The sequence below is a fragment of the Micromonospora sp. CA-244673 genome (assembly GCF_050948395.1).
GTDB lineage: Bacteria > Actinomycetota > Actinomycetes > Mycobacteriales > Micromonosporaceae > Micromonospora.
In genome coordinates, this window is sequence record NZ_CP192019.1 from 1,917,535 (window position 1) to 1,940,316 (window position 22,782).

General features: G+C 72.1%; 23 protein-coding genes. 11 read left to right on the plus strand and 12 right to left on the minus strand.

What is annotated here, in order from left to right; translation table 11 throughout:
* The first annotated feature begins 100 nt into the window (after window positions 1-100).
* The 4 genes from ACQP12_RS09160 to ACQP12_RS09175 all read left to right on the plus strand — a co-directional run bounded on the left by ACQP12_RS09160 (window position 101) and on the right by ACQP12_RS09175 (window position 3,318).
* Window positions 101-628, plus strand: coding sequence for a SigE family RNA polymerase sigma factor (locus tag ACQP12_RS09160; protein WP_433286590.1), 528 nt, complete (start codon window positions 101-103; stop codon window positions 626-628).
* Window positions 625-2,055 (plus strand): hypothetical protein, encoded by a 1,431-nt coding sequence (locus tag ACQP12_RS09165; RefSeq protein WP_433286593.1) that lies wholly within the window; start codon window positions 625-627, stop codon window positions 2,053-2,055. The genes ACQP12_RS09160 and ACQP12_RS09165 overlap by 4 nt, the downstream gene beginning before the upstream one ends.
* 17 nt (window positions 2,056-2,072) lie before the next feature.
* Window positions 2,073-2,573 (plus strand): SRPBCC family protein, encoded by a 501-nt coding sequence (locus ACQP12_RS09170; protein ID WP_433286595.1) that lies wholly within the window; start codon window positions 2,073-2,075, stop codon window positions 2,571-2,573.
* Window positions 2,574-2,643: 70 nt separating this feature from the next.
* Window positions 2,644-3,318, plus strand: a complete 675-nt coding sequence (locus tag ACQP12_RS09175; protein WP_433286597.1) for a DUF6891 domain-containing protein — start codon at window positions 2,644-2,646, stop codon at window positions 3,316-3,318.
* Between the two features lie 75 nt (window positions 3,319-3,393).
* On the opposite strand, the gene ACQP12_RS09180 is transcribed toward ACQP12_RS09175, so the two are convergent.
* Window positions 3,394-4,185, minus strand: coding sequence for a hypothetical protein (locus tag ACQP12_RS09180; protein WP_433286599.1), 792 nt, complete (start codon window positions 4,183-4,185; stop codon window positions 3,394-3,396).
* Between the two features lie 157 nt (window positions 4,186-4,342).
* Window positions 4,343-5,179, minus strand: a complete 837-nt coding sequence (locus tag ACQP12_RS09185; protein ID WP_433286601.1) for an alpha/beta hydrolase family protein — start codon at window positions 5,177-5,179, stop codon at window positions 4,343-4,345.
* Here ACQP12_RS09185 and ACQP12_RS09190 point away from each other — a divergent pair.
* A complete protein-coding gene (locus ACQP12_RS09190; protein ID WP_433286603.1) occupies window positions 5,171-5,767 on the plus strand; it encodes a TetR/AcrR family transcriptional regulator in 597 nt (198 codons plus the stop codon). The two genes, ACQP12_RS09185 and ACQP12_RS09190, sit on opposite strands and share 9 nt — an antisense overlap.
* 19 nt (window positions 5,768-5,786) lie before the next feature.
* Here ACQP12_RS09190 and ACQP12_RS09195 read toward each other — a convergent pair whose 3' ends face one another.
* A complete protein-coding gene (locus tag ACQP12_RS09195; RefSeq protein WP_433286605.1) occupies window positions 5,787-7,343 on the minus strand; it encodes a GH25 family lysozyme in 1,557 nt (518 codons plus the stop codon).
* Between the two features lie 285 nt (window positions 7,344-7,628).
* Here ACQP12_RS09195 and ACQP12_RS09200 point away from each other — a divergent pair, with 285 nt between their 5' ends.
* Window positions 7,629-7,952 carry an STAS domain-containing protein gene (locus ACQP12_RS09200; protein WP_433286607.1) on the plus strand — a complete coding sequence of 108 codons (324 nt, stop codon included), beginning with the start codon at window positions 7,629-7,631 and terminating at the stop codon, window positions 7,950-7,952.
* On the opposite strand, the gene ACQP12_RS09205 is transcribed toward ACQP12_RS09200, so the two are convergent.
* Entirely contained in the window at window positions 7,953-9,209 is a 1,257-nt protein-coding gene (locus tag ACQP12_RS09205; protein WP_433286609.1) for a PP2C family protein-serine/threonine phosphatase, read from the minus strand.
* Window positions 9,210-9,246: 37 nt separating this feature from the next.
* Window positions 9,247-10,077, minus strand: a complete 831-nt coding sequence (locus tag ACQP12_RS09210; RefSeq protein WP_433286611.1) for a PIG-L family deacetylase — start codon at window positions 10,075-10,077, stop codon at window positions 9,247-9,249.
* A 75-nt stretch (window positions 10,078-10,152) separates the two neighbouring features.
* Between ACQP12_RS09210 and ACQP12_RS09215 the strand changes: the two genes are divergently transcribed.
* The gene (locus ACQP12_RS09215) at window positions 10,153-10,866 is read left to right on the plus strand and encodes a hypothetical protein (RefSeq protein ID WP_433286613.1); all 714 of its coding nucleotides are present in this window, start codon (window positions 10,153-10,155) and stop codon (window positions 10,864-10,866) included.
* Here ACQP12_RS09215 and ACQP12_RS09220 read toward each other — a convergent pair.
* Window positions 10,826-12,154: an MFS transporter gene (locus tag ACQP12_RS09220; RefSeq protein ID WP_433289195.1), complete on the minus strand. Its 1,329-nt coding sequence runs from the start codon at window positions 12,152-12,154 to the stop codon at window positions 10,826-10,828. The two genes, ACQP12_RS09215 and ACQP12_RS09220, sit on opposite strands and share 41 nt — an antisense overlap.
* Before the next feature lie 130 nt (window positions 12,155-12,284).
* Here ACQP12_RS09220 and ACQP12_RS09225 point away from each other — a divergent pair, with 130 nt between their 5' ends.
* Window positions 12,285-13,220 carry a LysR family transcriptional regulator gene (locus ACQP12_RS09225; RefSeq protein ID WP_433286615.1) on the plus strand — a complete coding sequence of 312 codons (936 nt, stop codon included), beginning with the start codon at window positions 12,285-12,287 and terminating at the stop codon, window positions 13,218-13,220.
* 9 nt (window positions 13,221-13,229) lie between these two features.
* Here ACQP12_RS09225 and ACQP12_RS09230 read toward each other — a convergent pair whose 3' ends face one another.
* Window positions 13,230-13,940 (minus strand): DNA alkylation repair protein, encoded by a 711-nt coding sequence (locus ACQP12_RS09230; protein WP_433286617.1) that lies wholly within the window; start codon window positions 13,938-13,940, stop codon window positions 13,230-13,232.
* Between the two features lie 116 nt (window positions 13,941-14,056).
* Between ACQP12_RS09230 and ACQP12_RS09235 the strand changes: the two genes are divergently transcribed.
* Entirely contained in the window at window positions 14,057-14,926 is an 870-nt protein-coding gene (locus ACQP12_RS09235; RefSeq protein WP_433286619.1) for an aminoglycoside phosphotransferase family protein, read from the plus strand.
* Window positions 14,927-14,976: 50 nt separating this feature from the next.
* Here ACQP12_RS09235 and ACQP12_RS09240 read toward each other — a convergent pair whose 3' ends face one another.
* Window positions 14,977-15,501, minus strand: coding sequence for an HAD domain-containing protein (locus tag ACQP12_RS09240; protein WP_433286621.1), 525 nt, complete (start codon window positions 15,499-15,501; stop codon window positions 14,977-14,979).
* Between the two features lie 170 nt (window positions 15,502-15,671).
* On the opposite strand from ACQP12_RS09240, the gene ACQP12_RS09245 reads away from it, so the two are divergent.
* A complete protein-coding gene (locus tag ACQP12_RS09245; protein WP_433286623.1) occupies window positions 15,672-16,517 on the plus strand; it encodes an MOSC domain-containing protein in 846 nt (281 codons plus the stop codon).
* A 98-nt stretch (window positions 16,518-16,615) separates the two neighbouring features.
* Here ACQP12_RS09245 and ACQP12_RS09250 read toward each other — a convergent pair whose 3' ends face one another.
* The 3 genes from ACQP12_RS09250 to ACQP12_RS09260 form a co-directional block, all read right to left on the minus strand.
* Entirely contained in the window at window positions 16,616-18,685 is a 2,070-nt protein-coding gene (locus tag ACQP12_RS09250; RefSeq protein WP_433286625.1) for an amylo-alpha-1,6-glucosidase, read from the minus strand.
* Window positions 18,686-18,689: 4 nt separating this feature from the next.
* On the minus strand, window positions 18,690-19,106 hold the full coding sequence (locus tag ACQP12_RS09255; protein ID WP_433286627.1) for an SCP2 sterol-binding domain-containing protein: 417 nt from the start codon (window positions 19,104-19,106) through the stop codon (window positions 18,690-18,692).
* Window positions 19,107-19,215: 109 nt separating this feature from the next.
* Window positions 19,216-19,410 carry a hypothetical protein gene (locus ACQP12_RS09260; RefSeq protein WP_433289589.1) on the minus strand — a complete coding sequence of 65 codons (195 nt, stop codon included), beginning with the start codon at window positions 19,408-19,410 and terminating at the stop codon, window positions 19,216-19,218.
* Window positions 19,411-19,516: 106 nt separating this feature from the next.
* Between ACQP12_RS09260 and ACQP12_RS09265 the strand changes: the two genes are divergently transcribed.
* Window positions 19,517-21,301, plus strand: coding sequence for an N-acetylglutaminylglutamine amidotransferase (locus ACQP12_RS09265; RefSeq protein WP_433286629.1), 1,785 nt, complete (start codon window positions 19,517-19,519; stop codon window positions 21,299-21,301).
* 17 nt (window positions 21,302-21,318) lie between these two features.
* Here the strand turns inward: ACQP12_RS09265 and glnA are convergent, their stop codons facing one another.
* The gene (gene glnA, locus ACQP12_RS09270) at window positions 21,319-22,743 is read right to left on the minus strand and encodes a type I glutamate--ammonia ligase (RefSeq protein WP_433289197.1); all 1,425 of its coding nucleotides are present in this window, start codon (window positions 22,741-22,743) and stop codon (window positions 21,319-21,321) included.
* Window positions 22,744-22,782: the final 39 nt, after the last annotated feature.

Consider the following 22,782-nt stretch of genomic DNA (forward strand, 5'->3'; position numbering starts at 1 on the left):
AGGCGCTGGTGGTCTGGTTCCACTCAACCTCGGACGCCACAGATCGCGTCTCACCCTGCATCCGCACGTGAACGCGAGGCGGACGCGACCTGGAGGTGGCGTGAGACGGCACGAGGACGAACAGTTCCGGCTGTTCGTACAGCGGCAGTGGGGACCGTTGCTCCGGACGGCCTACCTGCTGACCGGCGACCGGGGGACGGCCGAGGACCTGACGCAGTCGGCGTTGGAGAAGACCCATCGGCGCTGGGAGCGGATCCTGCGCAAGGACGCGCCCGAGGTCTACGTACGCCGGGCGATGGTCAACACGGCGATCTCCTGGCGGCGCCGGCAGCGGCCGCTGGAGGTGCCGCTGCTGACCTCCGACAGCGCGCCAGGCCCGGACGCGTACGCGCAGGTGGAGCAGCGGCAGCTGCTCCTCGCCGCGCTGCGTCGGTTGCCGCCCCGGACACAGGCCGTTCTGGTGCTGCGCTACTTCGAGGATCTCAGCGAGGCGGACACCGCCCGGATCCTCGGCTGCTCCGTCGGCTCCGTGAAGAGCCAGGCGTCGCGCGGGTTGGCCCGGCTGCGGGGCGAGCTCAGCCCGACCGCCCCTCAGTCTTCGCTACGGCTTCAGGAGGAATCGGCATGACCGGGAGCTTCGTGAACGCGGCGCTCAGCCCCGCGCTGCGGCAGGCCGCGCAGGGCGTCGACGCGCCTGAGGACCCGTGGCCGGGGTTCGCCCGGCGGGAGCGACGGCACCGGCGTACCCGGCTGGTCCGGACGGCGGCGGCCGCCGCGGTCGTGGCCGCGCTCGTCGGAGTCCAGACGAACGTGGTGCCGCTGCCCGGCTGGGCGCCCGGCATCGCGGTCGCCGCCGCCCCGGCAGCGCTGCTCGACGCACCGCCCCGGGGCACGCTGGCCGGCGACCAGGACTGGCTGGACGGGCTGCGGGCGCGGATCGGCACCGACACTCCGTCGGGTGGTGGCTGGAACCCGGACGGCGCCTGGAGAGTGGGCGACCGCGACCGGATCCGCCTGCTCTACGGCAGTGACCGGCCGGGCCACCGGGTCGCGCTGGTCGCGGTGCCGCTGCGGTTCGGCCTACTGACCAGGGAGGCGCTGGTCTGGTACGTGGGTCCGGCCGGGGCCGGCGCCGACCAGATGCACTACGCCGGTCACAGCGAGCGTGACGACAGCCCGGTGGTGACCCTGATGCGGACCGACTCCGACCTGGGCGGATTCGCCGTCGTCCTCGGGCCGGCCGACGCGAGCGTGACGATCAGCGGCGACCCCCGGTACACGCCGGGGGGAACCCTGGAGTACGAAAATCTCGCCAGGGCGGACGGCAGCGGAGCCGGGTTCGCCGTCCTGCCCGCCACGCCGCTCCAGCACGAACCCGTCGTGCGGGTCAGCCGCGACGACCACGTGCTCTACGAGGGCGGCCTGGGTGGCGGCCCGTACGGGCCCACGGTCGACCCGACCGGGCCGGAGATGGACGCCCTGCTCGCCGCCGCCCGACGGGGCACCCGGGGTACGCCGCCGGACGACGCCACCCTGCGTACCTTCATCGAATCGGCACTCCAGCACAGTCGCCTCCGCGCTGCCGGGACGACGGTGCGGGTGCGGTGGTCGGGCAGCGAGCACGGCCTGGCCGCCGCGCTGCTCACCGTGCAGCCCACCGGCGGCGGAGTCATCGCGTACGCCATGCACGGCGACGAGCGCACCGGGTGGTGGGTCGACCTGCGGCTGCTGCTGCCGGCCGAGGGCGCCGGCCAGCGGCCGATCGGCTGGCGGATCCGGGCCGACGACACCACGCGCACGCCGACGGACCAGGTGCGGGTGATCGCCCCGCCGGACGCGGCTCGCGTCACGGTCACGGCCGGCGGCCGACCCCCTGCTACGGTCACCCTCGATCCGTCGAACGCCGGCACCACCCGGATACCGCCGGACCAGCCGGCCACCTTCACCGCGTACGCCGCGGACGGCAGGATCCTCGGCACCACTCCGTTGCCGCCGGTCGAGGCCAACATGTCGGGCCTGCCGGGCGACAGCCCGGCTACCCGGGTGAACCCCTGACGAACCGAGGTGACCGGATGCCGCGCATCGAGCTGACCACGGAGGTCCCGGCCGCTCCGGAGACCGTCTTCGACGCCTGCCTCGACGTCGACACGCACACCGAGTCCATGGGGGCCAGCGGCGAGCGGGCGGTCGGCGGCGTGACGACCGGCCGGTTGACGGCCGGTGAGGCCGTCACGTGGGAAGCCCGGCACTTCGGCCTTCGCTGGCGGATGACCGTCCGGATCACCGACCACCGGCGGCCGCACGGCTTCACCGACGAGCAGATCAGCGGCCCGTTCGGCCGGTGGCGGCACGAGCACCGGTTCACGCCGGACCCGGCTGACTCCTCGGCGACGGTCATGCGCGACGTCATCGACTTCACCGCGCCGATGGGGGCCCTCGGCCGCCTCGTGGCCAGCCTCGTCCTGCGGCCGTACCTGCGACGCCTCGTCGCGCGCCGGAACGCCTACCTCGCTGCGACCCTGGGGGATCTTCCTGGTCCGCCCCACGAGGAGGCGCATCGGGACGGTCGGTGACGGCGGGGCCCGGAGCCGGCCCGTCCTGGTCCGGCTCAGGCTGTCACAGGCTCCTGTAAGGATCGTCGCCGTGACGGCATGGAGATACAACGACCGCCCTGAGGGCGTCAGGTTCCTGACCGAGCGGATCGCGGAGCCGGGCCGTGCGGAGATCGAGCGCGAGATCTGGGACTGGGTCGTGCGAGGCGAGGACGACGCCGGCGAGTTCGTGGAGTTCTTCGACGCGGAGGAGGAGCGTCACGGCGCCTCCGACGAGGAACTCCGGGCGGCCTACGAGGCGGCGCTGGATGCTCGGCGGGAGCAGCAGCGGCAGTGGGGTGAGGTGCGGAGCAACCTCACCCGCGCCTTCGCCGAGCTCAACGAGCTCGGGGTGTTGGCCAGGGAGAACTTCAGCTGCTGTGGCACCTGCGCGGCCGCCGAGATCCACGACGAGCGGGACGGCTCCCGGCACTGGCACGGCTACCTCTGGTACCACGAGCAGGACACGGAGTCGCTGCTCGCGAGCGACGACGGCGAGGTCTATCTCGGCTACGGCGCCTATCCGCCGGCGGACTTCGACGAGGTGGCCTATGCCGCCCTGCCCGAGGCCGAGCAGCAGGCCCGCTACCAGGCGGACCTGGAGCGGCTGCTGGACGACGTCGTGTTTCCGGTGCTCCGCACGCACGGCATGCGGCCGGTGTGGAACCGCAAGCAGTCCACGCGGATCCGGGTGACCGGCGCCCGGTGGTACGCGCCAGTGAGCTGAGCGCCACCCGCCTCGGCGGGCTCGGGCCGGCCGCGAACCCGAGCGGGTCGCGTGCGACGACGCCAGGAGACGCGGCTACCTCTGACCCTGGTGGTCACCGGCCACCGGCTCAGCGACGGGCTCTGCTCGCCCGGGTGCCGGGGCGGGACGGCCGTCGCGCCGGAGCCGCGCCGCGCCGAGGGCGTTCAAACCCACACCCCAGATGAGCAGAACGGCGAGCCACTGGACCCAGTTCAGTGCGCTCATCTGGCCGGAGAGCAGGTGCCGGACGGTGGAATACGGGGTCAGGGCCTGGGCCGGATTGAGGACCTCGACGGCACCCAGCACGATCCACAGGCCGAGCGGCAGGACGATGCTGGCGGCGAACGCGAGGGCGGGGCGCCGCATCAGCAGGCCGAGTCCGGTGCCCACGAGCTGGGCGACCACCTGGACCAGAATGCTGCCCGCCGCGATGGTGCCGACGTGCCGCCACGGCTGCGGCGCGGTCGACGTGGTCATCGCGAGGGCCGCGACGCACACCAGGAAGCCGAACAGACCGACGGCGGCGGCGAACAGCACCGCGGCCAGCAGGGTGGGCATGAGGCGAGTGATCCCCGCCCTCCGTCTCAGGTCGCCGGCGAGCAGGATGCCGAACGCCGGCACGATGACGGACATCAGGCTCTGCACCAGATCGGAGAGCTTGGCGAAGGTGCGGTCACTGGGCGGCCCGGCCAGCGCGAGCCCGACGGCGGCCAGCAGCCCGAGCAGCAGGGTGATCGCGAGTAGACACCAGCGGGCCCGCGTCCCGAGGCAGCGGCGCAGGGCAGCGACAGTGGCCGCGCCGAGGGTGGAGGTGCTGCGGCCGTGAGGAATGCCGGTCTCGGTCATTGCGCCCCCGTTCGACGATCAGACCTCAGTCTCTCCTGAGAGGACGCTGCCAGTCACGACCGGTTCGAGAATCGCCGCGCTCCGGTGAGCTGGTGGCAGGTCCCGGTCCGCGCCCCTCACCGGCGTCCGGTCCGATGAGGGGCGCGGAGGGCTTGTCCTACTTCGATTCGATGCGGCCCATCTCTCCGGCGCTCGCCGTGGCCCAACCGGCGTCGGTGGGGTAGAGCGCGCTGCGCAGGTAGGCCGACGTGAGCCGCTGGATCAGGGCGACGCGTTCGGGGCTCTCGTCGGTCGTCTCCGTGACCGTGTAGCCGGCGATCCCGCCGAGGGAGTGTTCCGCTCCGAACAGGGTGAGCAGGCTCTTGGGGCCGGGGCTCAGGTGGTACGGGTCGGTGAACCAGTCCGGCCCCCGGACGGACAGCGGCGAGTCGTCCCGGTCGCCGGCGATCACCAGGGCCGGCGTGGTCATGTCCGAGAAGCTCGGGCTCATGAAGGGGAAGTGCTCGGCGGCGAACGGGCTCAGGTCGGCTCCGCCCGTGCCGGTCGTCGCCAGCAGCACACCGGCCTTGACCCGCGGGTCGGACACGTCCTCGCCGGGGACGCCGTCGGCGCCGAGGACCCGGGCGCCCAGCAGCATGCTCGCCGTCTGGCCACCCCAGGAGTGTCCGGCCACGGCGGCGCGGCTCCGATCGAGGCGTCCCCGCAGACCGGGTACGGCGGCCTCGATGAGATCGAGTTCGTCGAGGACGTGCCGGAGGTCCGCCACGCGGAGACGCCAGATCTCCGGGTACCGGGGATCGTCGGGCGTGACGCCCAGCGTCCTTGAGTCGAGGTGTGTGGGCTGCACCACCACGAAGCCGTGGGCGGCCCAGAAGTCGACCAGCGGGGCGTAGCCGTCCATCGACCAGCCGAAGCCGTGCGAGAAGACGATGACGGGCAGGTCCGATCCGGTCGCCGGGGCGGACACCGTCGGAGGCAACTGCACGTGGCCCACTTCGACAGCGCGGCGGGGGAGTCCGCCCCGCGCAAGCGTGCCGACGCCCGGCGCAACGAGCAGACCCTGCTCGACGCTGCCGCCGCGGCCTTCCTCGTCTCCGGCGTCGACGTGCCGGTACGCGACATCGCCGCCAGGGCGGGTGTCGGCGTCGGCACGATCTACCGCCACTTCCCGACGCGGGCCGATCTTGTCGTCGCTGTCTACCGGCACCAGGTCGAGGCCTGCGCCGAGGCGGGTCCGGCCCTGCTGGCGAGCAGCGCCAGCCCGCACGCCGCCCTGGCCCGATGGATCGGCCTGTTCGTCGACTTCCTGGTCACCAAGCACGGGCTGGCCGAGGCGCTGCAGTCCGACGACGCGGCCTTCCAGTCCCTGCACGCCTACTTCCTCGACCGCCTCGTCCCGGTGTGCGCCCGGCTGCTCGAGGCCGCCGCTGCGGCGGGCGAGGTCCGTCCCGAGGTGCACGCCTACGAACTGATGCGCGGCGTCGGCAATCTCTGCATCGGCGCGGGCCGCGACCCGCGCTACGACGCGCGCCACCTGGTCGGACTCCTGGTCGCGGGGCTGCGTCCCACCGGCGAGGAATGATCGCGGGCTCGGGCCCCGATCAGCTGGTGATCCGGATGAACTTCTCCCAGTTGCCGATGGCGGTCCGACTCGCGACCAGGGGCTGGGCGCCGGCCTGGTCCGCGGTGACGTACCGGTTGTTCGCGTTGGCGAGCAGGCTGACCGTGCCGTCGGCGTTGGTGGTGAGGCGGAACTTCTCCCAGGCTCCGACCGCTGTGCGGTTGGCGATCAGCGGTGAACCGCCGGCGTTCTCCGCGGTGACGTACCGGCCGTTGGCGCGGGAGCGGAACGCCACGAAGCCGCCTCCCGCGTCGATCTGGTCGAACTGCTGCGCCGCACCGGCCGTGCTCTGGTTGGCGATCAGGGCCGAGGCGCCGCTGCTGCCCGCCGTGACGTAGCGGAGGTTCACGCCGGCCAGCAGGCTGACGAGGGCCGGCGGCGGGACGGCGCGGAACTTCTCCCAGGCGCCGATGGCGGTCCGGTTGGCGATCAGCGGCTGGGCGCCGGCCTGGTCCGCGGTGACGTACCGGTTGTTCGCGTTGGCGAGCAGGCTGACCGTGCCGTCGGCGTTGGTGGTGAGGCGGAACTTCTCCCAGGCTCCGACCGCTGTGCGGTTGGCGATCAGTGGTGCGGCGCCGGCGTTCTCCGCGGTGACGTACCGGCCGTTGGCGCGGGAGCGGAACGCCACGAAGCCGCCTCCCGCGTCGATCTGGTCGAACTGCTGCGCCGGACCGATCGTGGTCTGGCTGGCGATCAGTGCCGAGGCGCCGGCGTTCTCCGCAGTCACGTAACGGTTGTTGACGGTCGCCAGCAGGCTTGTCGCGGGACCGCCGAGCAGCCGGGCCAGCGCGGCGTGGTCGCCCTTGAAGACGTCCAGGTCGGGCGAGGAGTAGTCGGAGCCGGGGATGGCGGCGCCCGCGGCGTGCTGCCAGATGGTGAAGGACGACCAGCCGGCCGGTAGCGGCGGCGGGTTCTGTGAATAGTTGGCGATGAACAGCGGGTTGGCCGCGAAGCTCTGGCTGCTGGCCGTGCAGGGATTCCACCAGTTGGTGTTGGTGTAGATCATGGCCTGCCGACCGGTGCGCACCGCGATCTCGGTGACGAAGTCCCGGACCCAGGCCACCAGTTGTGCGGGCGTCATGTTGTAGCAGTCGTTCAGACCCCAGTCGCCCCGGGGCCACTCGATGTCCAGCATCGGCGGGAGGCTGCGACCATCGGCGACGTAGGGGGCGAAGCCGAGCAGGACGTCCGCCTGCTGCTTGCCGCTGCTCAGGTCGGGGCGGGCCCGGTGGTACGCCCCGGTGTACAGGCCGTTGGCGCGGGCGCCGGCATCGTTGGTCGCGTAGAAGGGATCAGGATTGTTGTGCGGCACCACCCGGCCGTCCTGCTCGCTGACCCGGATGTAGGCGAACTTCGCCCCGCCCCGGGCCATCGCGGCCCAGTCGAGCGATGGTCCCTGGAAGTAGGACACGTCGACGCCGGTGATCGCGTATCCGCTCGGGGTGGGCAGCGCCCGGGCCGGCGACGCACCCCCGGCGGCCAGCCCTCCGAGCCCCAACGCCGCACCCAGCAGCACAGCCAGACCTCTGCGTACCATGGCTCGCCTCCAGACACCGGCCAGGGCGCTACCCGCGTCGTGACGAAGCGTAACGCCGTCTCGGACGCACAGGCATGGGCCACGTGTCCACAGTTGGCGGCCCGCTGTGCGGGGAGCGAACCCCACCCGGCGGGCGGAGACCGGGTCACGCGGGCGGCGCCGCCTCCGGGTGATCCCGTCCTGCGGTGATCCCGCCCGCGGGCGCTTAGGCTGGGTGCGGATCGTCCGCGCTGGGAGGCTGTTGTGGATCTGCTGATGTCGGTCCGTCCGGGCCGGGGTTGCACCGTGGTCGAGGTGCGCGGCGAGCTCGACATGGCGACCGCCCCGCAGCTGCGCGAGGGGCTGCAGCAGCTGGTCGACGCCGGTGACCGGCAGGTGGTGCTCGACATGGCTGGGGTGGGCTTCATCGACTCCAGCGCGCTGGGCGCGCTGGTGGTGACGTTCAAGTCGCTGCGGGATGTGGGTGGCCGGCTGCGTCTGGCCGCGGTGCGGCCCGCCGTGCGCGGCGTCCTGCGCATCACGTCGGTGGATCGGGTGATCGACATCTATGACAGCGTGCAGGCGGCGGAAGCCGACCTGCGGTCCGTGGACGGTGCGGCCGGCGGGTAGTCAGTCCGGCGGGGGCGCGCTGGCCCGCCGCGGGTCGGCGCCGGCAGTGGTACGCCGGCCTCGCCGGTGCCCGCCGTACCAGTCGAGAATCAGCAGGGTCGCGTCGTCGGGCAGGCGCGGCCCGGCCACCTCGAGCACGGCGTCGGCCAACGCCCGGACAGCCTCCCGCGGGTGCAGATCGGCGATCGACCGCAACATGGCCAGCAGGTCCAGGCTGGCGGCGGCGCGCTCGCGCATACCGTCGGTGACCAGTACCAGGCGGTCGCCGGGTTGCAGGTCGACCTCGTCGTGGTGGTAGTCGGCCTCGGCGAACATGCCCAGCGGGAAGTTGCGCGGCAGCCGCAGCGGCTGCGCGTCCCCGCCGCGTACCAGCAGCGGCGGCACGTGCCCGGCGTTGAGCAACGCGCACGTACCGGTGCGCAGGTCGAGGCGGCCGAGCACCGCGGTGACATAGCTGCCGCGCACGCCGGCGTGTTCGGCCACGGCGGCGTTCGCGGCGTCGGCCTGCTGCACCAGACCGGCCCCGCGCCGGCGGGTGTTGCGCAGGCTGCCCACGCCGAGGGTGGCCGTCAGCGCGCTGGCCACCCCGTGGCCCATGGCGTCGGTGACGCTGAAGTGCAGCACGTCGCGGCCCAGGCTGTAGTCGAAGGTGTCCCCGCCGATGCTGGCGGCGGGCTCCAGCCAGCCGGACAGGGTGAATGCGCTGGCCTCACACGTGAACGAGGCCGGCAGCAGGCGGCGCTGGATCTCCGCGGACAGGGTGAACGGGGTCGTGCGCTGCCCCCACTCGAACAGGTCGGTGTGCCGGCGGTTCGCGATCACCACGAACGCCAACGCGTGCGCCGTGCGCGAGATCTCCGCCAGGATCTGGGCGGTCGGCTCCTCGGGCAACACCATCTCCAGCAGGCCGATCGCCTCGCCGCGGTCCGTCACCGGCGCCAACACCGTCCAGCCGCCGGGCTGCGCGATGACCTGCGCCGTCTGGCTGCGCAGCGCCTGCTCGGCGGGGCCGCCGTCGAACGGCAGCACGGTGGCGACCTCTTCACCGTTGCGCCGGGCCCCGCCCGCGTCATCGAACGGCACGTGAGCCAGCCGAACCAGGGCCCGGCCGCCGAGATCGGCGATCAGGAACGAGACGGTACGCGCGGCGAGCGCCGCACCGAGCTCCCGGGTGACCGCCTCGACCGCGTCCACCGGCGAGGCGTCCTCCGCCGCGTCCAGGATGCCCGCCAGCACCTGCCCTTGACTGCTCTGCACCCTCGGAGTCTACGAGTGCCCCCGACCCCCGTCGTGCTCAGCGCAGCCCGGCGAACAGGTCGTCCTCGCGCGTCGGCGCACCGGTGGTGTCGTGGACCCGGACGAAGGTTTCCACGCCCATCAGCTCGGTGAACCGGTCCTGCCCCAGCTGGAGGAAGAAAATGTTCTCGGCCTGGCTGGCGTGCGCGGCCAACGATTCAAACTTCTGCGCGCCGTAGGCGCTCGTGTCCACCCAGGTGGTGATCTCGTCGTCGGGCAGGCCGAGCTGCGGCATCTCCTCCGACGGCTCGTCCGGCTCGGGGAACTCGACGCCGATCTCCTTCATGACGCGACCGAACTCCTGGAAGGCGCTGCGCGGCACCGTGGTCCAGTAGACCTTCGCGGGGATGCCCGTCCGCTCGACGGCGGCCATGGTGATGCGGTGCGCCTGGATGTGGTCCGGGTGGCCGTAGAAGCCGTTCTCGTCGTAGGTGACGACGACGTCGGGCCGGTAGCGCCGGATCAACTCGGCCAGCCGGTCGGCCGCCTCCGTCACCGGCGTGTTCCAGAACGCGCCGGGCAGGTCGTTGGTCGCCCAACCCATCATCCCGGAGTCGGCATAGCCGAGCGTCTCCAGGTGCGTGACCTTCAACGCCTCGCAACTGGCCTCCAGCTCGGCGCGGCGCATCGCCGCCACGGCCTCCGGGTCGTGCCCCGGGTCGCCCGGCTTGATCCCGCCGGGGCCGTCGCCGCACCCCCCGTCCGTGCAGGTCACGAGCACCGTCGTGACCCCCTCCGCCGCATATCGGGCGAGGATGCCGCCGGTGCTCGTCGCCTCGTCGTCAGGGTGGGCGTGCACCGCCATCAAGGTCAGGGATCTGTCAGCCACCCCATCACCATACGAGGGTGGTCCGACGCACTAGCATTGCCGCGGTCCGGGACGGCTCTGCTGAAACGAGGCGAAATGGGTTGGCTCCAGCGGTTGCTGGGTGGCAGGCGGGTCCAGCTCGATCCGGAGCGGCAGCAGACGCTGCTGCGGGAGGTCCGGCACCGGTACGGCGCCCGCGCGCAGATCCGGTTCCCCGAACAGGTCGACGCCGTCACCCGGATGCTGAGCGGCGACGACGGCCTGGTGGTGGCGGCCCGGATCGTGAGCGAGGTCGCCGACGAGGCCCACGCGGACCTGCTGGCCCAGGCCCAGGACATACACCGCCGGACGGGCCGGCGGCTCCTGGTGCACCGCCGGAACTACCGGCCGTTGTGGAAGGAGGCCGGCCGGGGGTTGCGGTGGCCGCTGTTCGCGCTGCCGTGCGGCTTCCACCCGTACGCGCAGGTGCCCGCCGCCGTCGCGGTGCTCGGCGGCGGGGCGTCCCGGCTCGACCGGGTGACCGACCCGGCCCCGGTCGTGACCCGCGTGTTCGAGCTGCTCGACCTCACCATCGCCGGCTGGGAGTACGGCCGGGTGCGGGTGGACACCGACGCCGCCGCCCTGGCCGCTCGACTGATCTCGACCGCCGGGCAGGTCCTCGCGGCCATGGACGACCCGCCCCGGCTGCCACCGGCGGTTCGCGAGCTGATGCGCCGTAACAACACCCTCGACGTGTACGACCCGAACGGTCCCCGGGTCGTCCACGGAATCAATCCGGGCGCGACGATGCGGGAGACGCTCCTGGCGTGAGGGCGCCGGGGGAGCCGGACCCGGGCAGGAGACCTGCCGGCGATCCGGGGTGGGCCGGTGCCCGCTTCCGGGCGGGTACGACCGGGTGATCCTGGCGGCGCGGTAGCAGCAGCGGGCTGGCGAGGATCAGCAGCCCGGCGATCGCGATGGCCGTGCGGGGGCTGGTCGCGCCGGCGAGCAGCCCGCCGAGCGCGCTGAGGATGGCGATCGTGGCGCTGCTGCTGATCGACCAGGCCGACAGGGTGCGCGCGATGCGGTCCGTGGGCGTGTGTTCGAGCCGATAGGTGGCGAGCACCGGGTTGTACAGGCTCATGCTGATGATGATCGCGAGTTCGACGGCGATCACCGTCGCGAGGCCGGCGATGCCGGGTTGAACGAAGGCGAGGCCGATCAGCCAGACCGCGCGCAGCGTGCCCACCGTCCGGAGGATCCGGTGCTGGCCGTAGCGGGCCACGACACGGCGGGCGAGGCGTGAGCCGATGAGCCCGCCGACGCAGGGGGCGGCGAAGGCGAGGCCGTACTGCCAGGGCGGGAATCCGAGTCGGCCGAGCAGGAGCACGGCCAGCAGCGGCTCGGTGGCCATGATCAGGCCGCCGACGAGCAGTTGGTTGAGGTAGAGCGCTCGCAGGCCGGGGTGGGTCAGGAGGTGGCGCCAGCCGTCGAGCAACTCGCCGGCCCGGAGCGGCTGCCGGTCGGCTCGCTGCGGGTGCTCCTCCCGGCCGCGGACGGCCGTGATGCCCAGCGCGGACAGCAGGTAGCTGAGCCCGTCGGCCACCACGGTGGTCACCGGCCCGAAGAGGCCGACGGCCGCGCCGCCCAGCGGCGGCCCGACCGCGATGGCGCTCCACGTCGTCGACTCGAACCTCGCGTTCGCCACGAGCAGGTCGTCCGGCCGGACGAGGGCCTTCAGGTAGGCGCCGCTGGCCGCCTGGAAGGTGATCCTGGCGGCGGCGACCACGGCCGAGACGATCAGCAACTGGACGAAACTGAGCCGGCCGAGGGCGTAGGCGATCGGAATCGTCATGATGACCGCGAAGCGGGCCAGGTCCATCGCGATCATCACGGGACGCTTGCGGCGGAACTCCACCCAGGGCCCGAGCGGCACCGCGATCAGGGCGCCGATCGCCGGCCCCACCGCGGACAGCGCGGACACCTGAGCGGGGCCGGCGTGCAACACCAGCAGGGCGATCAGCGGCATCGCACCGAAACCCAGCGCGGAGCCGTAGGCGCTCACGGCGTAGGCCGCCCAGAGCCATCCGAACTGCCGGCCGAGGGACCGTCTGACCACCAAGTTCTGCACCTTCCGTCCCGGACACGTGCCGCTGACCGCCGTGATCGAAGCAGGGCCGGGTAGGCGGGATCAAACAACCGAGCGGGCGGCGAGCCACAACGGTTCGTTGTGCGGCTAGGGTCGGTGAGTGGATCTCGACGCCGTGCGCACCTTCGTCGCCGCCGCCGACGCCGGCCAGTTCCAGGTGGCGGCCGCCGCGCTGTCGATCACCCAGCAGGGTGTCTCCAAGCGGGTCGCCGCGTTGGAGAGAGACCTGGATGTACGCCTGTTCACCCGTACGGCCCGGGGGGTGCGGCTCACGGTGGACGGCCAGGCATTCCTGCCCCACGCCCGGGAACTCCTCCGGGTGGCCGAGCGCGCCGACGCGTCCGTGCGTCCCGGCCGGCGCGCCCTCCGCGTCGACGTCCACAGCCGGCGGACCGCGCCGGCGGTGCTCCTGCAGGACTTCCACCGGGCGCATCCGCGGATCGAGCTGGACGTCGTGACCCTCGACGCCGACGTGCACGCCGCGACCGCCGCCGTCGAGGCGGGGACGGTCGACGCCACCTTCCACGCCGTCACCATTCCCGCGCGCCACCTGCCGGCCGCGATCAGGACCGCCCGCGTGATCGACGAGCACCACGAGGTCCTCGTCGGGCCACGCCATGCGCTCGCCAACGCCCGCGCCGTCACCCCCGCGCAACTCGCCGGGCACCGCATCTGGATGCCCGGCATGGCCGCCGGCACCGAATGGGCCAGCTACTACGACGAACTCGCCGCCGCGTTCGGCCTCACCATCGACCGGGTCGGGCCGGTCTTCGGGAACGAGGCACTGCTGGCCGAAATCGCGGACTCCGCGGAACTGGCGACGTTGGCCGGAGAACGCACGCGGTATCTGTGGCCGGACAGCTACGACCTGCGGCGCATACCGGTGCGGGGCCCCGCACCGGTATACCCGATCTCACTGATCTGGCGCGACGACAACCCGCATCCCGCGCTCACCGAACTCCGCGCTCACCTCGATTCCCGGCGGGCGGACGCACCGGACACGGAGGTCTGGCTGCCGACCTGGCGCCGGACGTAGGGGCGGTGCTCAGACCGCGCCGGACAGGTACTCCCGACGTCGTTGCGGTTCGAACTTCTCGATCGCGTACCGCAACATGACCCGCGGCATGGCCCGGTACCGCCGGGCCAGGAACTCCTCCTCCGCCGCCCGGTCACGGTTGCCCACCTCGCGCAGCATCCACCCCACCGCCTTCTGGACGAGATCGTGCGGATCGTCCAGGAGCCGTTCGCTGAGACGGAAGGTCCACTGGAAGTCGCCGGCCTTGATGAAGGCGAAGGTCGCCATGACGGCGATGCGCCGGTCCCACACCAGGCTCGATGCGGCCAACCGGTCCAGCACGCTCCGGTCCTTGTCGATCAACCAAGGGCCGACGATGTACGGAGCGGACGAGTCCACCAGGTCCCAGTTGTTGATGCGGCCCGTGTTCGCGAGGACGAGGCGGAAGATCCGGCCCCGTTCCTCCTCGTCTCCCTTGGCGAACTTCCGCACCAGGATGAACAGCGACGTCAGCCTCTCCTCGTGCACGCCACCGGCCAGCAGTTCCGCCGTTGCGGCCAGGGAGAGGTCGCGCCAGTACCGGGCGGCCACCTTGCGCTGCTCCGGCACCGGGACGCCGATGGTCCGGTCGCCCTCGCCGTACCCTCCCGGGGTCATCTGGAGGAACCGGCCCGATGCCTCCGCCCGGCGCGGATCGGCGAGGCGGGCGAGGTCGTGGCGGACGTCGGCGGTCGTGGCCATGACTGTGCAACCTACCGCGACGGCACCGCGGAAACTCGGGGGACAGCGACGACGGGCCCGGCTAGCCTCCACGGGCACCAGCGATCGGGGGAGGGCATGCATTGTCCGGCGGCCAGATGCACAGTGACGAGGTACGCACGGACGCCGCCCTGGTCCGGCGGCTGATCGCCGGGCAGTTCCCGAGGTGGGCGGACCGGCCGGTCACGCCGGTGCCCTCCGGTGGCACGGACAACGCCATCTACCGGCTCGGCGACGAGCTCACGGTCCGGCTGCCGCGCATCGCGAGTGCCGTCAAACAGGTCGAGTTCGAACACGAGTGGCTGCCGGTCCTCGCGAAGCACCTGCCGGTGGCGGTGCCGCAGCCGTGCGCCGTCGGCCGGCCGGCCGACGGGTACCCGTGGCCCTGGGCGGTCCACCGCTGGCTCGACGGCGAACACCCGACCGGGGGCAACACCGATCCGCGGGGCTTCGCCGCCGACCTCGGCGAGCTGGTGGCCGGCCTGCGGCGGGCGGACACCGCCGGCGCCCGTACCGGATACCGCAGCGGTCCGCTGAGCGGCCGTGACGAATACCTGCGGGAATGGACCGAGGCCGCCCGCGGCATGGTCGACACCGACGCAGTCCTGGCCATCTGGGAGGACGCGCTGGCCGCGCCGGCCTGGGACGGCCCGCCCGTGTGGACCCACGGTGACCTGCTCGCCGGCAACGTCCTGGTCAGGGGCGGCCGCCTCCGCGGTGTGATCGACTTCGGCGCGGCGGGCGTCGGCGACCCGGCCTGCGACGCGATGGCGGCGTGGACGCTCCTCGACTCCGACTCGCGCGATGTCTTCCGCGAGACGGCGGGCTTCGATGACGCCACCTGGGCGCGCGGCAAGGGCTGGGCGCTGACCTTCATCAGTGCGCTGACCTACTACCGGGAGACCAACCCCACGATGTACGCGCTCGCGAAACGGGCGGTGGGCGCGGTGCTTTCCGACCGCTCCTGACCACACTCGACCTGCCCCCCGAATCCGGATGCGGATGCGGATGGACCTGATCAGGCGGCTGGGCCTCGCTGTCCGAGCCACTGGCGTACCGCCGCGAGGTCGGTGCCGGTCAGGCCGAGGTCTGGATCGACCCGGTGCAGCAGCGCCGGCTGCGGGTGGTGCGCGGCGACCCATCGCCGGTCGGCGTCGGTGGTCTCGTCGTCGAGCCAGACGAACGGCCGTCCCGCCGCCCACCGGGTCAGGGGCGCGGTCTTCCAGTGCACGCCGTGCCGCGGTTCCTCGTCCTCGTTCCGCCAGTCCACGAATGGCAGAACGGGTAGGCCGAGCCGGGGTGCGACGACCTCGTTCGCCTCCGCCATCCACGTGCTCGCCCAGACCAGTTCGCCCGACAGGGCGAGCAGACGCCGGCCGTCGGCGGGATCGAGCCGCTCCAGCAGCGGATTGCCGGAGTCGTCGAGAGCATTCTTGGCGTCGCCGATCGAAGGGCGATCCGTGCCGATCGGCCGGGCTCGAAGTGGGATGAGCACGCCGTCGATGTCGACAAAGATGAACGGTCGGGTGACGCCGGCAGACACGCCCGGAGGGTACCGCCCATCGCGCACTCCCGGCGCGCCCGATGCCTGTCGGAGCCGAGGACCTGTGCCGCTTCGGGTAGGTGCAGAGCCGGCTGCCGCTGAGCGGCTTCGGGGCCGCCTGGCAACCCGCGCTGTAGCGGCGTCACGACGCGTCGTGCCATCCTGATCGGATGCGGGTCGCCTCGATTCACACGTACCCGGTGAAGGGGTGCCGCCGGATGGACCGCGACACGGCGCGGGTCGAGCCGTGGGGGCTGGACGGCGACCGGCGCTGGCTCATCGTGGACGAACACGGCGTCGGCCTGACCCAGCGCCAGCACCGGGAACTGGTGACGACGCGGGCGGTGGCCCGGCCGGGCGGGCTGACGCTGGACGCGCCGGGCCTGGCCCCGCTCGATCTGGCCGAGCCCACCGGCGGTGAGGCGATCCAGGTCCGGGTGTTCCGGGGGCGGCCGCCCGCACCGGTACGCGCCGCCGGCCCCGAGGCGGACGACTGGCTCAACCGGCTGTTGGGGCGCGCCGCCCGGCTGGTGTGGCTCGGTGAGCCCACCCGCAACCTCGTGCCCTGGGCGGTGCCGGCCGGCACCGGCGCCGAGGTGAGCTTCGCCGACGGCACCCCGTTGCTGCTGGCCAACACCGCGTCGTTGGACGCGTTCAACGACTGGCTGGTGGAGTCGGGCAGCGCCGAGGGGCCGCTGCCCATGAGCCGGTTCCGCCCCAACGTGGTGGTCGGCGGCGCCGCGCCGTGGGCCGAGGGCGAGTGGGTCGGCCGGCGGATCAGGATCGGCGGGGCCGTGTTCCACGGCGCCAACGAGTGCGGTCGCTGTCTGGTCTCGACGATCGACCAGGAGACCGGGGAGCGGGGTCGGGAGCCGCTACGGATGCTCGCCGCCCGGCGGAACATCGGCCAGAAGCTCCTCTTCGGCCTTCAGATGGTGGTGCGGGCCGAGCCGGGCGGACCTTCCCCCGACGGTCGCACCGTCAGCGTCGGGGACACCGTGGAGGTGCTGGACTGAGCGGGACCGCCCGCGTCGGGCTGCCTTCGCCGGCTCATCCCCGCGACTGAGGAGGATCGTCGGCTGCGGACCGCGGGACCCTTCGCGCCGCCCGATCTCTAGCCACTCGCACCCGGCGGGACCGCGTCGGCGGCGGTGCGACTGCGCCCCAGGGCATCCACCCTGCCCCACCGGCCGGGTATGTCGAGCAGTTCCAGCCGTCCCAGCCCGGGCGGCAGTTCCGGGTCGATGATGAGGTGCTCGTCGTGGGGCTGGAGGCCGAGGATCACCCGCAGCAGGAGCAGCGGAGTTCCTGCTGACCAGGCCTGGGGGCTGCACGCGGTCGGGTACTCCACGGGGTAGGTGGTGCGGGCCCGGGGGTAACCGGCGAAGGCCTCGGGCAGCCGGCCCCGGAAGTAGTCTGCGGCGTCGAAGGCGGCCTGGCAGATGGTGGCCGCCTCGCGGCGGTAGCCGTAGCGCCAGAGGCCCCACGCGATGATCGAGTTGTCGAACGGCCAGACGGTGCCCACGTGGTAGCCGAGCGGGTTGTAGCGGGCGCAGTCGGTGGCCAGGGTGCGCACACCCCAGCCGGAGAAGAGCCGTTCGCTGAGCAGCAGCTCGGCGATCCGGCCGGCCCGCGACTCCTCGACGATGCCGCTCCACAGCAGGTGCCCGATGTTCGAGGACAGCGCGTCGACCTGGCCTCCCTCCGCGTCCAGCGCGAGGGCGTAGTACTCGCGGTCGGCGATCCAGAACTCCTCGTTGAACCGGGCCTTCAGGTCGGCGGCCTCGCGTTCGAGCCGGTCGGCGTAGGCGGGGTCGTTCCAGAACAGCCGGGCCAGGCGGGCGCCCCGGATCTTGGCGTCGTAGGCGTAGCCCTGCTGTTCACAGGTCGCGCGGGGAAACGGGGGCAGGCGCCCGTCGCGGTAGCAGATCGAGTCCGGGGAGTCCTTCCAGCACTGGTTGACCAGACCGTTGTCGCGGTTGCGGGTCTCGTACCAGAGGTAGCCGGTGCCGAGCAGGTCGCCGTAGGTGTCGATCCAGTCGAGGGCGGCCCGGGCCTCGAACTCGTAGGCGCACACCAGGGCGCCGTCGCCGGTCCAGCGTTCGTACTCGTCGAGCAGGATGACGAACAGGGGAGTGGTGTCGGCCGCGCCGTAGTACGGGGAGTGGGGTTGTTCCTCGAATCCGGCGGACTCGCCGTAGCGCAGCTCGTGGAGGATCTTGCCGGGCTCCTCGTCCCGGAAGTCGTCGAGGCGGCTGCCCTGGCCGTAGGCGAGCGTGCCGAGGGTGGCGGGCACGAGCTGCGGGGTGAACGGCAGGGCCTGCAGGCAGGTGAAGATGCTGTCCCGGCCGAACACGGTCATGAACCACGGCAGCCCGGCGGCGACCAGTTCCTCCGCCATCGTGATGGAGGTGTAGCGCAGGGCGGCCAGGTCCACCAGGCTCTGGCGGTAGGCGGTGGTGACGGACGGGCTGTCGCACCTCAGCCGGGGCGCGGTCGCCGTCCACTGCCGCAGCTGCTCGTCGAGCTCGGCCGGGGACCGGGCCTGGCGCAGCTCAAGGCTGTCGCGGAAGTCGCGCTCGTGTGCGCCCAGCACGAGCGTGCGTACGTGCAACCGGGTCTGCCACTCCGACTGCGGCGGTACGCACACCTCGAACGTCATGCCCTCCGCGTCGACCCGGGCGGGTGCGGAGCTGGAGATCACGGTCTCGCGGTGGAAGCTGTCCCGGCGGTAGCGCAGCCGCAGCTGTCCCTTCTCCACGATCGCCTGCACCGGCGCCTTCTTGCCCTGCGGGTTCTTGATCTCGAAGATGTCGGCGAAGTCGGAGGCCATGTCGACGCGTACCGTCAGGGTCGTCTCCGCGTCGGTGTGGTTGAGCACCGCGAGGTCCTCGGTGAAGCTGCCGCCGATGCTGCGGTCGCGGATCACCGACACCGTCGCGTCGACATAGTGGGTCGGTTCGCCCGGCACGAGGAAGAAACGGCTCTCGAAGTACCGGATGTCGTCCACCGACAGCGCGTGCAGCCGTTCTCCGTTCACGCTCAACCGCCAGGTGGACAGGAATCGGGTGTCGTAGGAGAACAGACCGGTCGGCACGCTGGGCGACGGATCCACGTCGCCACGGTCGTCGCAGACCAGGAAGGTGTTCCCGTCCAGGATGCTGATCGACTTCCGCGTCGCCATCCGGTCACACCAGCCCGGCTCGCAGGCGCTCGCGCCACGCCCGCCCGTGGAGAGCCCGCCGCTGCGCGCCCTCCCGCGGATCGCCGGTGCCTCCCGGTGGCGGGAAGTATCGCCGGAACGCCAGGATCAGCCGGGCGTCGCCGACCAGGGTGGCCTCGTTGCGCAGCAGCATGGCCGTGGCGGGGGACTCGCCCCGCACCAGCCGGACGAACACCGCCGGCGTCGTCGTCAGCACGGCGTCGGCCGCCCTGACGTCCCGGTTCACCACCACCTGGTCCGCCGCGCGGAGATCGACGTACCAGTGGTCGGTCGAGCCGTGGGTCACCAGGTCCACGCGCAGCGTGCCGCGAACCCGTGGTGGCAGCATGGCACGCCCGCGCGCCGGTAGCGCCACGAAGAACGCCTCGATGTCATCGCTCATGCCTGCCCCCGCCCGATTGCAGCCTAAGGCCACACCACCTGCGAGAACTGCCGTTTTTCGTACGTTGCCGTGCGGGCTCCGGGGCGTCACCGCACCTCGTCGCCGCGGCTCACACCTTCCCGTCGGCGCAGCAGCCGTCCGATGCCGACCGGGCTGGCGTCCGCGTCGCCCCGGCCAGCAGCGAGCGGCCGGCGTCGACGGTCACCCACGCGGCCAGGGCGAAGAAGGAGACGCCGACGCCGTTGGCGTTCTCGATGCCGTTTTCGACGAAGCCGACGTCACCCTTCGGGGTCCGTTTCGCCACGTGCCCAACGGGTAGTCGCGGCCTCTCATGGGCCGTGCCACCGGTCCGGCGGTGACGGGCAAGCGCTGTTCGTGTCTTCCGGCAGGCCAGAGGAGGTGCCCTGAGGGTGTGCGGGATCAGCGGGGAGGCGCGATTCGACGGAGCCGTGCCAGACGGCCACGCGGTGACCCGGATGAGCGAGGCGATGCGGTCCCGGGGGCCCGACGGGGAGGGCCTGTGGAACGACGGGTGGATCACGCTCGGCCATCGCCGGCTGACCATCATCGATCTCTCCGATGCCGGAGCCCAGCCGATGGTCCGGGAGGATCTCGGCCTGGCGCTCGTGTTCAACGGTTGCGTGTACAACTACCCGCAGCTCCGCGACGAACTGCGGAGGGCCGGGCACACCTTCCGCTCGACCAGCGACACCGAGGTCATCCTCGTGGCGTACGCGCAGTGGGGTGAGGACTTCGTCCACCACCTCGTCGGGATGTTCGCGGTCGTGCTGGTCGACCGGGAGCGGCGCCGGCTCGTGCTGGCCCGGGACCGGCTCGGCATCAAGCCCCTCTACCTCGCCGAATCGCCGGGGCGGCTGCGCTTCGCCTCCACCCTGCCGGCGCTGCTGGCCGCCGGCGACGTGGACACCGGCATCGACCCGGTGGCGCTGCACCACTACCTGTCCTGGCACTCGATCGTGCCGGCGCCCCGGACCGTCCTGCGGGGGATACGTAAGCTGCCGCCGGCCACCGTGCGGGTGGTGGACGCCGACGGGCGCAGCCGCGAGCGTGTCTACTGGCAGCCCGACTACCGGCGGGACCCGGCGCACGCCGGCATGGAGGCGCGGGACTGGCAGGCCGCGGTCGGTGACGCCCTGCGCACGGCGGTGCGGCGGCGGCTGGTGGCCGACGTGCCCGTCGGGGTGCTGCTCTCCGGCGGGCTGGACTCCAGCATGATCGTGGCCCTGCTCGCCGAGGCCGGGCAGCACCACCTGCAGACGTTCAGCATCGGCTTCGACAGCCGGGGCGGCGAGAGCGGCGACGAGTTCCACTACTCGGACCTGGTCGCCCGGACCTTCGGCACGGACCATCACCGCATCCAGCTCGGCAACGACGACCTGGAGCCGGCGGTCCGCCGGACGATCGTGGCGATGACCGAACCGATGGGCAGCCACGACGTCGTCGCCTTCCACCTGCTCTCCGAGCAGGTGGCCCGGCACGTGAAGGTGGCGCAGTCCGGCCAGGGCGCCGACGAGGTGTTCGCCGGGTACGCCTACCACCAGCCCCTCACGCAGGTGCCCCGGGACGGTGCCGCCGAGGCGTTCGCGGCCGCGTTCTTCGACCGCAGCCACGCGGAGCTGGACCTCGTGGTCGACCCGGCGTACGCCTGCGACCACGACGCCAGCCGCCAGCTGCTCGCCGCGCACCTGGGCGCACCCGGCGCGCACACCGCCCTCGACGCGGTGCTACGCCTGGACACCCACCTGATGCTGCCGGACGACCCGGTGAAGCGGGTGGACAGCATGAGCATGGCGTGGGGGCTGGAGGTGCGTACCCCGTTCCTGGACCAGGATCTCGTCGCCCTCGCGGCCGCCTGCCCCCCGGAGCACAAGGTGGCGCAGGGCGGCAAGGGCATCCTCAAGGAGGTGGCCCGGGAGACGCTGCCGGCCGAGGTGATCGACCGGCCCAAGGGCTACTTCCCGGTGCCCGCCCTGCGCAACGTCGACGGGCCGGTGCGGCACCTCGTCACGGAGGCCCTCGCCGCGCCCGCCGCGCGGGAACGCGGCCTGTTCCGGCCAGAGTACGTCGCCGAACTGCTCGCCGAGCCGGACCGGGCGCAGGCCGCCGCCGGCAGCAACAAGCTCTGGCAGCTCGGCCTGCTGGAACTCTGGCTCCAGTCCCACGGCATCCGGTGACCTCGGGCGGCCGCCCGTCAGCAGTCGAAGTACAGGGCGAACTCGTGTGGGGTGGGCCGCAGGCGCACCGGGTCGACCTCGTTGGTCCGCTTGAAGGAGATCCAGGTGGAGATGAGGTCGGGGGTGAACACGCCGCCGTCGAGCAGGTAGTCGTGGTCGGCTTCCAGGGCGTCGAGGACGGCGGGCAGCGAGCCCGGGACCTGCTTGACGTCGCCCCACTCCTCCGGCGGCAGGTCGTAGAGGTCCTTGTCGATCGGTGCCGGCGGCTCGGTCTTGTTCTTGATGCCGTCGAGGCCGGCCATCATCATCGCGGCGAACGCGAGGTACGGGTTGCTGGAGGGGTCGGGGACGCGGAATTCGACCCGCTTGGCCTTGGGGTTGCTGCCGGTGACGGGGATCCGGGTGCAGGCGGAGCGGTTGCGCTGCGAGTAGACCAGGTTGACCGGGGCTTCGAACCCGGGCACGAGCCGCCGGTAGGAGTTGACGGTCGGGTTGGTGAAGGCCAGGAGCGAGGGCGCGTGGTGGAGCAGGCCGCCGATGTACCAGCGGGCGGTGTCGGACAGGCCGGCGTAGCCGGTCTCGTCGTAGAACAGCGGCTCACCGTTGAGCCACAGGCTCTGGTGGGTGTGCATGCCGGAGCCGTTGTCGCCGAACAGCGGCTTGGGCATGAAGGTGACGGTTTTTCCCGCGGCCCACGCCTCGTTCTTGATCAGGTATTTGAACAGCTGCAGCTGGTCGGCGGAGTGCAGCAGCGTGGAGAACCTGTAGTTGATCTCCGACTGGCCGGCGGTGCCGACCTCGTGGTGCGAACGCTCGACGATGAATCCGGCGTCGACGAGGCGACGGACCATCGCGTCGCGCAGGTCGGCGTAGTGGTCGACGGGCGGGACGGGGAAGTAGCCGCCCTTGAAGGCGGTCTTGTACCCGCGGTTGCCGCCCTCTTCCTCGCGGCCGGAGTTCCAGGCGCCCTCGATCGAGTCGATGTAGTAGAACGACTGGTGGGCGGAGGTTTCGTGGCGGATGGAGTCGAAGATGTAGAACTCCGCCTCCGCGCCGAAGTAGGCGGTGTCGGCGATGCCGCTGGCGGCGAGGAACGCCTCGGCCTTCTTGGCCACGTTGCGCGGGTCGCGGGAGTAGGCCTCGCGGGTGAACGGGTCGTGGATGAAGAAGTTCAACGCCAGGGTCTTCTGCGCGCGGAACGGGTCGATGAACGCCGACGTGACGTCCGGCAGCAGCAGCATGTCGGACTCGTGGATCGTCTGGAAGCCGCGGATCGACGAACCGTCGAAGGCGAGGCCGTCGGTGAAGACGCTGTCGTCGAACGACTCCACCGGCAGGTTGAAGTGCTGCATCACGCCGGGCAGGTCACAGAAACGAACGTCGACGAACTTCACGTCCTCGTTGGCGAGGTAACGCAGCAGTTCCTCGGGATTGGCGAACACACGTCCCCCTGACACGTCGGCACGGCGGTTGAGCGCCCG